The organism is Nostoc sp. FACHB-110 (genome assembly GCF_014697425.1).
GTDB lineage: Bacteria > Cyanobacteriota > Cyanobacteriia > Cyanobacteriales > Nostocaceae > Nostoc_B.
The window spans coordinates 119983-133696 of record NZ_JACJRU010000011.1 but is presented as its reverse complement, the minus strand read 5'-3'; the positions used below and the strand labels follow the sequence as shown (position 1 = coordinate 133696).

The 13714-nt window shown below is 39.6% G+C and carries 10 protein-coding genes; 9 read left to right on the top strand and 1 reads right to left on the bottom strand.

The features are described 5' to 3' along the window. Positions 1–20: 20 nt before the first annotated feature. From H6G69_RS13325 to H6G69_RS13290, 8 genes are all read left to right on the top strand, one after another. Positions 21–869 carry a prohibitin family protein gene (locus tag H6G69_RS13325; protein WP_190687297.1) on the top strand — a complete coding sequence of 283 codons (849 nt, stop codon included), beginning with the start codon at positions 21–23 and terminating at the stop codon, positions 867–869. A 204-nt stretch (positions 870–1073) separates the two neighbouring features. After that, positions 1074–1490: a DUF1824 family protein gene (locus H6G69_RS13320; protein ID WP_242072057.1), complete on the top strand. Its 417-nt coding sequence runs from the start codon at positions 1074–1076 to the stop codon at positions 1488–1490. Positions 1491–1561: 71 nt separating this feature from the next. Continuing rightward, the gene (locus tag H6G69_RS13315; RefSeq protein WP_190687291.1) at positions 1562–3490 is read left to right on the top strand and encodes an ABC-F family ATP-binding cassette domain-containing protein; all 1929 of its coding nucleotides are present in this window, start codon (positions 1562–1564) and stop codon (positions 3488–3490) included. Between the two features lie 323 nt (positions 3491–3813). After that, positions 3814–4968, top strand: coding sequence for a sensor histidine kinase (locus H6G69_RS13310; RefSeq protein WP_242072056.1), 1155 nt, complete (start codon positions 3814–3816; stop codon positions 4966–4968). Positions 4969–5004: 36 nt separating this feature from the next. Further along, positions 5005–5502, top strand: coding sequence for a pentapeptide repeat-containing protein (locus H6G69_RS13305; RefSeq protein WP_190687285.1), 498 nt, complete (start codon positions 5005–5007; stop codon positions 5500–5502). A gap of 50 nt (positions 5503–5552) precedes the next feature. Further along, entirely contained in the window at positions 5553–6728 is a 1176-nt protein-coding gene (gene purT, locus H6G69_RS13300; RefSeq protein ID WP_190687283.1) for a formate-dependent phosphoribosylglycinamide formyltransferase, read from the top strand. A gap of 442 nt (positions 6729–7170) precedes the next feature. Then, positions 7171–9768: a PAS domain-containing hybrid sensor histidine kinase/response regulator gene (locus H6G69_RS13295; RefSeq protein ID WP_190687279.1), complete on the top strand. Its 2598-nt coding sequence runs from the start codon at positions 7171–7173 to the stop codon at positions 9766–9768. Positions 9769–9773: 5 nt separating this feature from the next. After that, on the top strand, positions 9774–11102 hold the full coding sequence (locus H6G69_RS13290) for a sensor histidine kinase (protein ID WP_190687276.1): 1329 nt from the start codon (positions 9774–9776) through the stop codon (positions 11100–11102). Between the two features lie 11 nt (positions 11103–11113). Here H6G69_RS13290 and crtH read toward each other — a convergent pair whose 3' ends face one another. Further along, the gene (crtH, locus tag H6G69_RS13285) at positions 11114–12616 is read right to left on the bottom strand and encodes a carotenoid isomerase (protein WP_190687273.1); all 1503 of its coding nucleotides are present in this window, start codon (positions 12614–12616) and stop codon (positions 11114–11116) included. Positions 12617–13012: 396 nt separating this feature from the next. Between crtH and upp the strand changes: the two genes are divergently transcribed. Then, on the top strand, positions 13013–13663 hold the full coding sequence (gene upp / locus H6G69_RS13280; protein WP_190687270.1) for a uracil phosphoribosyltransferase: 651 nt from the start codon (positions 13013–13015) through the stop codon (positions 13661–13663). Positions 13664–13714: the final 51 nt, after the last annotated feature.

Here is a 13714-nt window from a genome sequence, read left to right as displayed (position 1 = left end):
ATCCAAAAGGAGATACAACCTTGAGAAATCAACAATTTGGTAATTGGCAAACGACAATTTTAGGAATTTTGTTAGGAATACTGGTGATTATTGGGCTGAATGCCTTTATCATTATCAATCCAGGGCAAGCAGGCGTGATTAGTATTTTGGGGAAAGCTAGAGATGGTGCTTTATTGGAGGGAATTCACTTGAAACCGCCCTTGATTTCCGTGATCGATGTGTATGATTTAACAGTACAGAAATTTGAAGTTCCAGCCGAAAGTTCCACCAAAGATTTACAAAATTTATCGGCACGATTCGCCATTAACTTCCGTCTTGATCCTTCACAGGTAGTAGAAGTGAGAAGAAAACAAGGAAGTTTAGAAAATATAGTATCAAAAATCATTGCTCCCCAAACCCAAGAAGCATTTAAAATTGCAGCAGCCAAAAGAACAGTAGAAGAGGCTATTACTAAACGGAGTGAACTAAAAGAAGACTTTGATAATGCGTTAGGCGATCGCTTAGACAAATACGGAATAATTGTGCTAGATACTAGTGTAGTTGACTTGACTTTCTCGCCTGAATTTGCCAGAGCCGTAGAAGAAAAACAAATTGCCGAACAACGCGCCCAAAGAGCCGTTTATATAGCCAGAGAAGCAGAACAAGAAGCCCAGGCAGAAATTAATCGCGCTAAAGGTAAAGCCGAAGCACAAAGACTTTTAGCCGAGACGCTCAAAGCTCAAGGCGGACAGTTAGTTTTGCAAAAAGAAGCAATTGAAGCCTGGAAAACAGGTGGCGCACAAATGCCAAAAGTTTTGGTTATGGGTGATAAATCCCAAAGTGGTGTACCCTTTATTTTCAACCTGGGGAATGTTCCTAATCAACAGTAGTTTAGGTAAATTAACCAAATATATTTCACAGTGACAATTTTAGGTTAAAGATGGGAGATTTTTTGCTTTATGCCAGGAATCATGCTCACCCACGTTGCTTTCTTTTATAGTCAAGATTCAATCCTAAATCCCAAGTCCAAAATCTAAAATTGATTCTGTTCACCTCACACAAAAGGCAAATTCTCGAAAACCATGATTAAATCTATGCCAAACTCCAACCAACTCCCCCTGACTGTTGCTGATGCTAGAAAATTCCTCAACAAATTCAACTGTTTAGATATTGCCCCAGTCCTTGATAATGCGGAAAAAGCCTTGGTGCGTCAGTCTTTAATTTTAATTACCAAACTTTCTGACTATCAAATATTGGGCATTTGTGCTGACACAGCCGCCGAAGCTCTACTGGCGATGAAAACTTACTCACGGGCTTTAGGTTATGGAGTCCCAGCTGATTTACCCACCACCGAAGGGCCAGTTTATATCAAATTAAACGGCAAAAATGGTCTGTGCTACCTTGATTCCTACGCTGGACATCATCGCGGTGTATTAGTATCTTGCCAATCTTATGATGAAAGAGGAATCAACGAAATGTATGGACATCTACCCCTCGATTTATTTGCCTAAAATTTGGGACAATGTAGGTAAGGTAAGAACCTTGCCTACTGGCGGGCGATCGCAAATAACAAATCTATATTATGAGTATTATTACGCTCCAATCTGTTAAAAAAGATTTTGGTATCAAAGAAATATTAAAAGACGCTAACTTTAGCATTGATGCTAATGATAAAGTTGGTTTAATTGGTACTAATGGTTCTGGTAAATCAACACTATTAAAAATGATTGCCGGGCTAGAAACAGTTGATAGTGGGCAAATTATCACCAACTCCGGTGCTAAAATCATTTACTTACCCCAACAACCAGATTTAGACGAAAGTCGCACAGTTTTAGAGCAAGTTTTTGCTGACAGTGGCGAACAAATGATATTAGTACGCCAATACGAAGAACTATCAGATAAACTCGCCCATTATCCTGAAGATACTCAGTTAATGTCTCGCCTGTCTAGCGTTATGCAAAGAATGGACGCAACAGGCGCATGGGAACTAGAAACTAACGCGAAAATAATTCTGACAAAATTAGGAATTGCCGATTTTGATGCACCCATAGCTACATTATCGGGAGGATATCGTAAGCGCATAGCCTTAGCTACAGCCTTGCTTGCAGAACCAGATGTTTTACTGATGGATGAGCCGACAAACCATCTAGATGCACTCTCTGTAGAATGGTTACAAAGTTATTTAAATCGCTTTCGCGGCGCATTATTATTGATTACACACGATCGCTATTTCTTAGATAAAGTCACCAATCGCATCATCGAAATCGATAGAGGTGACATTTACACCTACACAGGTAACTATTCATATTACCTCGAAAAGAAAGCCCTAGCCGAAGAATCAGCCGCCAGCACTCAACGCAAACATCAAGGAGTATTGCGGCGAGAATTAGAATGGTTAAAGCGTGGCCCCAAAGCTAGAAGTACCAAACAAAAAGCCAGAATTCAGCGCATCCATGCCATGCGCGAAACCGAATTTAAACAAGGTTTAGGCAAAGTAGATATTTCCACAGTCAGCCGCCGCATCGGTAAAAAAGTTATTGACATCCAGAATATTTCTAAAGCTTATAACGATAGAACTCTGATTAAAGATTTTACTTACGAATTCAGCCCCGAAGACCGCATTGGTATTATTGGCGGAAACGGCGCAGGTAAGTCTACTTTAATGAATATGATTACCGGACGTGTACAGCCAGATTCTGGTAATGTAGAGATTGGTTCGACAATTCACATTGGTTATTTTGACCAACATTCCGAAGAATTACTCACAGCTTTGAATGAAAATCAGCGCGTGATTGACTACATCAAAGAAGAAGGCGAATTTGTGCAAATTGCTGATGGCACAAAAATTACTGCATCCCAAATGTTAGAAAGGTTTCTCTTTCCCGGAAACCAACAGTACGCGCCAATTCATAAACTTTCGGGTGGCGAAAAACGCCGTTTATTCTTGCTACGTATATTAATCAGCGCGCCCAATGTTTTAATCTTAGACGAACCTACTAACGATTTAGATGTGCAGACATTAGCAGTCTTAGAAGACTATTTAGAAGACTTTTCTGGTAGTGTAATAGCAGTGTCGCACGATCGCTACTTTTTAGACCGCACTGTAGACACAATCTTTGCCTTAGAAGAAGGCGGCAATATTCGGCAATATCCGGGGAATTATTCAGTTTATCTCGATTATAAAAAAGCCGAAGAAGCAGCACAACAAGAAGCAGCAAAAACTCAAGAAAAACCTAAAAATTCCGCAGCCCAAACAGCTACTCAAACTAAAGATAGCGAACCCAAAAAACGCCGTCGGTTATCCAATTGGGAGAAGCGTGAATTTGAACAATTAGAAGCTAAAATTTCTCAACTAGAAGCCGAAAAAGCTGAAGCCGAAACAGCCATGAATAAAGTTGCGCCAGGAAATTATAGCCAAGTCCAAAAAATCTACGAACAAGTAGAAAACCTCAAACAAGCAATTGATACTGCTACAGAACGCTGGTTAGAATTAGCCGAAATCGAATCTTAAAATTAATGAAGCTGTCTTGAAGTTTTTTTGATTTGTCTTGATAGAGTCTGTCAACCCTTGCTCTTTGGTAAGGGTATTTTTATGATGAGATTATGATGCTGCCATTAAAATATTTTCAACTTTAGCCAGTCAGGTTTAAAATATTGGTTCCATCATTTCTCTTACTAAAATTCCTGTGATACCGTCAACTCAAAACGAATATTTCCCTATGTGTTTGGTGAAAGTTTAGCCTATTTTGCTCTTAGTTTTGGCTGAATACGATGTTAAGTTCATCAATAATTCTGGCTTTGATTTCCACATTGATTAGTCTTGGCGCTGGAGTAATGGTACTATCCATTCTCAAAACACGAAAAATTCTGAAATTATTCAAGATAGCACCAGATAAACTCAGTTGGCGAATCATGTTTTCGCTGATGGTTTTTTTCTTAGGTGGTTATTCCTTATGTATTTATTTAACGATTAACCGCCTATTTGAGTGGATACCCTTACTCACGGGAATGGTTTTCTTTTTTGGCTCATTATTTGTCTTATTTAGTGTTACTATTTATTACAGAACATTACAACGCTTATTTTTAGTTCAAGAACAATATCGCCTAGCCAAAGAAAATGCAGAATCGGCATTATCTAAATTAAAAGAAACACAGCAATATCAAATGCAATTAATTCAACGCGAAACTATGTTAGCGTTAGGAAAAATGGTGGCTGGTGTTGCCCATGAAATTAATAATCCTATCAGTTTTATTCATGGTAATTTACAATATCTGCGCCAATATACTACTGACTTACTCAATCTTTTAGCGACTTATGCCACTGTATATCCTAACCCAGAAGCTAAAATTGCTAAAGCTCTTGCCAACAGCGACCTAAAGTTTATCCATCTAGATTTACCAAAACTGTTAGAATCAATGGAGACTGGGACAACTAGAATTAGTGAAATTGTGGAATCACTCTCTAGTTTTTCGCGCTTGAATGAATCTGACTATAAAAAAGCTGATATTCATCAAGGTATTGATAGTACACTTGTAATTTTGCAACATCGACTTAACCGTTTTGCCAGTAACAACCACGCTATTTCAGTAGTGAAAGATTACGGAAAAATCTCCCGCATTTATTGTAATCCTCGCCTTTTAAATCAAGTATTTCTCAACCTAATTACTAATGCCATTGATGCTTTAACTGAAAAAGAAAGCTTTTTTAATGGTAATAAAGATGAAATCCCAACTATTTGGATTAGCACATTCCAATCCCAGGAAAATCAAGTTACTATCTCAGTTACTGACAATGGCTGTGGGATGAGCGAAGATATTTGTCAAAGTATTTTCCAACCTTTTTTTACTACTAAGCCTGTTGGTCAAGGCACAGGTTTAGGTTTATCTATTTGCCATCAAATCATTGTTGAGCAACATAGTGGCTCTATTGAATGTATTTCCCGGATTAACAAAGGTACTACAATTAAGATAGTCTTGCCTATTAAATAAGTATAAAATATTTCTTAACAGTGTTTAATATTCATAATGCTTGATTCATCCACTCGAGAATTACAAAATAGAGCAATTGAATTTTTACAACAGCATCCTGAACAACGGTTAAAAACTCTCAAGCAATTGGGAATAGGGCGTTATGAGTTTTTAACCAAAATTCAATTAAATGAAGCCAATATAGTGTGTATGATGCGATTCTTACAAAATCCTCAGCAGCTAAAGTTTCCTTATTTAGTTGGGGCTGATTTATCTAATTTGAGATTAGATGAGGTAAATTTTATTAGAGGTAACTTAACTAATGCAAATCTACAACATAGCAGCCTAGTTAATGCTGACCTCCTGTTTGCTAACTTTACGAAAGCAGACTTACGCAACGCTGATTTAACAGGTGCAACGCTGAATGAAACTATTTGGACAGAGGCTTTAGTCGCAGGATGTCAGTTTGGTGAAGGTAGTGGTTTAACTCAGCTACAGTATCAAGATTTAAAGTTGCGCGGGGCTAAATTTACTCATCAAAGTAATGATGATTAAAATCCAAAAAATTATAAGATGATGATACTGAAAATTTTCTGGATAAATTGATGAGTGATTCGATTAAGTTGCCCAAAAAACTGATGCTCTTGGGTTCAGGCGAACTCGGAAAAGAATTCGTAATTGCGGCGCAACGGTTGGGTAATTATGTAATTGCTGTTGACCGCTATGCCAATGCCCCAGCGATGCAGGTTGCTGATTGTGCGGAAGTTATTTCTATGCTGAGTGCGGATGATTTAGAAGCAGTGGTGACAAAGCATCAGCCTGATTTAATAATACCAGAAATTGAAGCAATTAGAACAGAAAAGCTACTAGAATTTGAACAAAGAGGGATTACAGTTATTCCGACGGCGGCGGCGACTAACTACACAATGAACCGCGATAGAATTCGGGAATTGGCAAACAAAGAGTTAGGCATTAGAACTGCTAAATATGGTTATGCTGTCACTTTAGAAGAATTAATCGCAATCTCTGATGAAATTGGCTTTCCCAATGTAGTCAAACCTGTAATGTCATCTTCTGGAAAAGGTCAATCTGTAGTGGCGAATCAAGATGAAGTTGAACAGGCTTGGAATTATGCGATCGCAAATTCTAGAGGTGATAGTCAAAAAGTCATTGTAGAGGAATTTATTAACTTTGAAATTGAAATTACATTGCTGACAATTAAGCAATGGAATGCCCCAACAATTTTCTGTTCACCTATCGGTCATCGTCAAGAAAGAGGCGACTATCAAGAGTCTTGGCAACCAGCAGGCATAGCTGAAGATAAAATCTTACAATCTCAAGCTATAGCGAAAAAAGTCACCGATGCTTTAGGTGGAGCCGGAATTTTTGGTGTGGAATTTTTCATCACTAAAGATGAAGTCATCTTTTCGGAACTTTCACCCCGACCCCATGATACAGGGATGGTGACATTAATTTCTCAAAATTTGAATGAATTTGAATTACATTTAAGGGCGGTTTTAGGCTTACCCATTCCTCATATTGAACAGTTTGGCCCTTCAGCGAGTGCAGTAATTTTAGCCTCAGAAAAATCAGATTCAATTTCTTTTATTGGTGTGGCTGAAGCTTTAGCCCAAAAAAATGTCGATATAAAATTATTTGGTAAACCTTCGGCTCATCCTTATCGCCGTATGGGTGTCGCTTTAGCTCAGGCTGAGAATGTTCAACAAGCAAGAGAAAAAGCCACAACAGCCGCAAGTAAAGTTCAAATTATTTCGACTTGAACAAATTTAAAATCATAGGATGCCCCAAATATGGGGTATTCTCACTCTGGGTGAGAAAAAACTCTACAAATAGATATTTTTAGTATCAGCTAGGGGCAATGAGCTTCTGCGTAGGCTGTGATTTTGTACATCACCAGAATTGGCAACGCTATAAATCAAATAGATATTTTTAGTATCAGCTAGGGGCAATGAGCTTCTGCGTAGGCTGTGATTTTGTACATCACCAGAATTGGCAACGCTATAAATCATAAATTTTAATTTTATTAAATAAATTTAATCTGCTCATCTTCACTGTTTTGTTGTTCGTTTGCTGAATTTTTAGGGAACTCTGAATATCAGGTAGGTTTGCTAACGACTCCAATCTATTTCCCGATATTAACCCACACATTTACATAGTGGGTTCCCCTCAGAAAACTTGCAGGAGAACAAATAACCAACAAGCATGAGCGAAACATCAGAGCAAACCAACCCCCAACAAGCTCAATCTGAGGGGATGGAAGCCAAAACTGAAAGAAATTTCAATTTAATAGAACAAGCCATACATCAATCAATTGAATATGTCCCGATGGGGATAGTCATATTTGATCGAGATATGCGCTATCTAGCTGTCAGCCATAAATGGCTAGAAGACTATAAATTAACCAAAGACATTATTGGGAAATCTCATTACGAAATTTTTCCTGATGTACCTGAAGCCTGGAAACAAGTTCACCAACAGTGTTTAGCAGGAGCAATTGCTCAACAAGAAGAAGATTCCTTCCCCCGTGCTGATGGTTCCATAGAATGGGTGAATTGGTCAATTCGTCCTTGGCATCTCGCTAATGGTGAAATTGGTGGCATCATGATGTTTACCCAAAACATTACACAACGCAAAGAAACTGAAATTGCTCTTCAACGTAGCGAAGAACGTTATCGATATTTGAGTACTGCCACTTCGGAAATGATTTGGACAGTACCAGCCAATGGCGTGACGACCTATGAAAATCAAGCTTGGAACACATTTACTGGACAAACCATAGAAGAGTCTCAAGGTTGGGGATGGTTAAATGCGATTCATCCTGATGATCGTCCTCACATAGCGCAAGCATGGGAAATTGCTGTGCAAACGCGCACCAAATATCAGCAAGAATTTCGACTGCGACGGTATGATGGCGAGTATCGTCATATCATCACGCGGGGTGTACCGATATTAACGGCAGATGGTAGTATCCAGGAATGGGTTGGCACTTGTACTGATATTCACGATCGCAAACAAGCTGAAGAAGAGTTACGCGAAAACAACATCCTCCTAGCTTCGATTTTAGAAAGTACGCCAGACTTTATTGTTGTCAAAGACTGCCAAGGTCGTCATGTCGCCTTAAACTCTAATTTAGCCAATTTTATCGGCAAACCAATCGAAGAGATTATTGGCAAAGACGACACGGAAATTTTGCCTTTAGATTTAGCCTCGGCAATCATGGAAAAAGACCGGGAAGTGATCACCACAGGCAAACCCCAGACTTTTGAGGAAGAAGTTGTCAAAGATGCAGTGACAACCACTTTTCTCACGACAAAAGCACCTTGGCGAGATACCCAAGGCAATATTCTCGGTATGGTTGCCATAACACGCGATATTAGCGATCGCAAACAAGCTGAATTTGCCCTCGCCCAAGCCAAAGAAGCCGCAGAAGCAGCCAGTTATGCCAAAAGCGAATTTTTAGCTAACATGAGCCATGAATTACGCACACCACTCAATGGTATTCTCGGCTATGCCCAAATTTTACAACGTTCCAAACATCTTCAACAAGACGAGCGATCGCGCATTGATGTGATTTATCAGTGTGGTTCCCATTTGCTCACCTTAATCAACGACATCCTCGACTTGTCAAAAATCGAAGCCCAAAAAGTGGAACTGATGACCAGTGATTTCCACTTGCCGGCTTTTCTGCAAGGTGTTGCCGAAATGTGTCGCATTCGTGCGGAACTCAAAGGTATTCAATTCAGTTATCAATTTGCCAGCGAATTACCCATTGGTATCCGCGCCGATGAAAAACGCCTGCGCCAAGTCTTAATTAACCTCCTCAGTAACGCCATTAAATTTACTGATGCGGGTCAAGTCAGCTTTACCATCAGCTATGCCGCCGAAGGTAAAATCCGCTTTGAAGTCCGCGACACAGGTGTAGGTATCCCCCAAGAAAAACTCCAAGCCATCTTTCAACCTTTTGAGCAAGTAGGCGACAGACGGCGACAAATCGAAGGTACAGGCTTAGGATTAGCCATTAGCCAAAGAATTGTGGCACTGATGGATAGTACTATTCACGTTCAAAGTGAAATTGGCATTGGCAGTATTTTTTGGTTTGATGTTGACTTACCAGAAGCGCAAGAATGGGTGAAAACTTCCCAAGCTGATGATTATGGACAAATTATCGGCATTAAAGACCGCAAACCCAAGATTTTAGTTGTAGATGATAAATGGGAAAATCGCTCTGTGATTTATAACTTGCTGGCTCCCATTGGGTTTGAAGTTACAGAAGCCAATGATGGTGCAGAAGGTTGGCAAAAAATCGCCCAATTTCAGCCAGATTTAGTGATTACTGACTTGTTAATGCCAGAACTGGATGGTTTTGAGTTAATTCACCGCATTCGCCAGTCCGAAACTTTTAAACACATCATCATTATTGTGTCTTCAGCCAGCGTGTTTGAAAGCGACCAACATCGCAGCATTGAAGCTGGTGGTAACGATTTTATGGCGAAACCAGTGCAGGCGATCGCATTATTTCAAAAATTGCGAAAATATCTCGATTTAGAGTGGCTGTATGAAGAGCAAACCACAGAAAACCCATTAATTCTAGATAGTACTGAACTAGTATTGCCACCTCCTGCCGAGATAGAAACTCTTTATGAATTAGTAATGAAGGGGAATTTTAAGGGAATCATAAAACAAGCAGCGTTAATCTCACAAATAGATCCCAAATATCTTCCCTTTACTAAACAGCTGCATCAACTAGCACAAGACTTTCAAGACCAAGAAATTCTGGCATTAATTCACCCTCACAAGTAAGCTTTATGAGCCTTACAATCGAACAAACTCCAACAGTTTTAATTGTTGATGATAATTCTGCTAATTTAGGTGTTTTGTCTGATGCTTTAGATCAGGCAGGTCTAGAAGTGTGGGTAGCAAAATCAGGAAAAATCGCCCTAGAGCGAGTTAAATATGCTCTACCCAACTTAATTTTATTAGATGTTATGATGCCCGAAATAGATGGATTTGAAACCTGTCGTCTATTAAAGGCCGATCGCCATACTCAAGATATTCCCGTTATCTTTATGACGGCCTTATCTGATACCACCAACAAAATCGCAGGTTTTCAAGTTGGTGCAGTAGACTATATCACTAAACCATTTCAACAAGAAGAAGTTTTATCACGAGTTAAATTACACTTAAAATTACATGATTTAACTGTCAAACTAGAACATAAAAATCTGCTATTAGAGCAGAAAGTTGCTGAAGTTAGCCAAGCTTACGACAACCTCAAAAAAGTCCAAATTCAATTAATTCAAAGTGAAAAACTTTCCAGCCTAGGACAGATGGTTGCAGGCATCGCTCATGAGATTAATAACCCCGTAAACTTCATTTATGGCAATCTCATTCATGCCAACGAATATACTCAAGAATTATTAAATATTTTGCATTTATATCAAGCCGAATATCCCCAGCCAACATCGCGCATTCAAGCACAATTAGAAGTCACAGACCTAGAATTTATTGAAAGTGATTTATTAAAGTTACTCAATTCTATGAATTTTGGCGCACGCCGCATTCGAGAAATTGTCAAATCTATGCGTATCTTCTCCCGTACAGACGATACAAACCTCAGCCAAACAGACATTCATGAATGTCTAGAAGGGGCACTAACAATTTTAAATTATCGACTTAAACAAAAATATGACCATCCCGAAATTGAAGTCATCAAATATTATGGTCTATTACCACCCGTAGAATGTTACGCTGTGCAAATTAACCAAGTGTTTATGAATATTCTTTCTAACGCCATTGACGCTTTAGAAGAATATGATAAACGCCGTTCTTTAGAAGAAATTCACCACAACCCTAGCCGAATTGAAATTCATACCCACAAAATTGGTGATGATTGGGTTGTGATTCGCATTGTGGATAACGGCCCTGGAATTTCCCAAGAAGTCCAAGCAAAGTTATTTGAACCTTTCTTTACGACTAAACCCACAGGTAAAGGTACTGGATTAGGTTTATCTATCAGCCACCAAATTATTGTAGACAAGCACCGTGGTTACATTAGCTGTAAATCTACTCCCGGATCTGGTACAGAATTTCTCGTCAAAATTCCTATCCAACAACGAATTTCTCAAGTTGCTTGAATTGAAACGACCTACTTACCAATTCCCAAATCTACAGCGATGCGATGGGCGCAAGCAAAGCCAGAAAAAGCTACAGCATTTAACCCTTGACCGGGAAAAGTGCTATCACCGACGCAATAAAGTCCTCGAATAGCTGTGCGGTTAAAGGGCATTCCTAATAAACCCCATAATTTGCGTCGGGGAATTGGCCCGTATGTGCCGTCTTCTCGCCCTAAAAAGCGGCGGTGGGTGCGGGGTGTGCCTACCTCTAAATAATCTAAGCCTGCATCTAAACCAGGAAAAATTTTTTCTAAGCGGTCAATAATTCGCCAAGCGGCTGCTTCTTTTTTCGCTTCATACTCACTGACAGATAACCCTTCCCATTCATCTATCCAGTGAGGCGTAAAGGTATGAATAATGTGATATCCTTCAGGTGCTAAATCTGGATCGAGCAATGTGGGAATGGAAACAAAGATAGTCCCCTCTGCGGCGCGCATGTTTGCCCAATCTTCCAATAAAATATGATGGCATTCTGTATCTTTTTGTAAAACAGAACTTTTCACCCCGAGATGTAAACTCAAAAAGCTTGGTGATTTTTCATAACGTTGTTGCCATTTTTTCTCATTATTGGGTATTTTATCTACGGGAATTAATTTACCAAATGTATCCCAGCGTGTAGCATTAGAAACTATGCGTTTACCTCGATAAATTTGACCATTAGCTAGTTCAACACCGATAGCACGGCCTTTTTGAATCAGAATCTTTTTTACTCTAGCTTGATACTGAATTTGACCTCCAGCTTTTTCTAAGCCTTCTGCCAATTTTTGAGCAATGATTCCGACTCCGCCTTTAGGGTAATTCACACCACCATAATGTCTGTCAGAAAAGACCATCCCCGCATTAATCATGGGTGTCATGTTCGCTGGAACTACCGACCAGCAGTAACATTCCATATCCAGAAATTTCAACAACAGGGGGTTTTTGATATGAAGTCGGGCAATATCTCCAACATTTTTTGGCAAATATTTCACTAAACCAAGACACGCTAAAGGGTGCTGTAAAAACATTCGGATGAGATACCGAGGTTCTTCTAGTGACAATAAATCCATACTGTTAAGGCAATTAAAAACTTGCCAACATTCGTTATAAAAGCAACGAATACCTCTTGCTTCTTGAGGAAAGTAAGCAGTAAGATTTTGCAAAAATTTGTCATAAACCCGATCAACTTTAATATCTAATCCATCGGGAAGATGATAATGAATTTGGACTGGATCGGGTATTGTTTCTAGATGAACATTTACGGCATCAAGAGCGCGCGTCAATAAATTTGTTGTACCTTTGTGTCCTAGTCCAAAAATCATTGAGGCTCCAACATCAAAGCGATAACCTTGACGTTCAAAATAGCCTGCACTACCACCAGGAATCAGATAACTTTCTAGCACTAAGACTTTTGCGCCTTTGGCTGCTAGTTGAGTTGCTGTCACCAAGCCACCTATACCAGAGCCGATGATAATGGCATCAAATTCTTTTGTCATTGATAATTTGTCCTTTGTGATTAGTCAATTGTCCTTGGTTATTAGTATTACAAAATACAAAATACAAAAAGATTTGGCTCATCTCATTTTATGGAGCAAATTTAGCGATTTTCCTCATCACTGTGTTTTTACACCTCAAACCCAAACAATTGACTAATGACCAACACACAAAAAAAGAGGGACAAGCCTGCTACCGCTGGCTAATCCCGTCTGCCGATCCTTAAAGAGAGGAGAACACTGACTAATAATATAACTGTGATTGAGAATAGCTGTCAACTGTTAATGAAAAAGATTTTCAATAATTTTTAGGGTGTTGATTTTAGCTGTCAGCCATACGCAGGAAGGAGTATGATGAGGTTTCAGTTCATCTAGAATCAAAAGTGCCAATTTTCGGCTATGACGGTACAGTTGCGTGTTTACGTTCCACCCCACCCCTTAATTAAGCACTGGCTAGCAGTTGCGCGTGATGCTGCTACACCTTCAGTATTATTTCGGAGTGCGATTACTGAGTTAGGTCGATGGCTCACTTACGAAGCGGCGCGAGAGTGGTTGCCGACGCTAGAAAGCACGGTGCAGACTCCTTTGGAGACTTGCCCAGCAACATTTATTAATCCAGAGGTTCCTGTGGCAGTAGTGCCGATTTTACGAGCGGGATTAGGCTTGCTAGAAGGCGCGCAAACTTTGTTACCTTTGGCTTCGATTTATCATTTGGGCTTGGCGCGTGATGAAGAAACGTTAGAAGCTCGGTGTTATCTCAATAAATTGCCACAGAAATTTGACCCCCAAACTAGGGTGCTAATTACTGACCCGATGTTAGCAACTGGCGGCTCGATTATGCGGGCGATGGCAGAATTAACACAACGGGGGGTAGATCCTGCTTTGACGCGAATTGTCAGTGTAGTGGCGGCTCCGCCTGCGTTACAAAAATTGAGTGCGGCTTATCCAAGTTTGATAATTTACACTGCAACTATTGATGAAGTCGTCAACGATCGCGGTTTTATTGTACCGGGATTAGGAGATGCAGGCGATCGCATTTTTGGTACTTAAGCTACTATGCAGCTAGAGAAGGAAAATCGCTCAACAAAATAAAAGATGTAA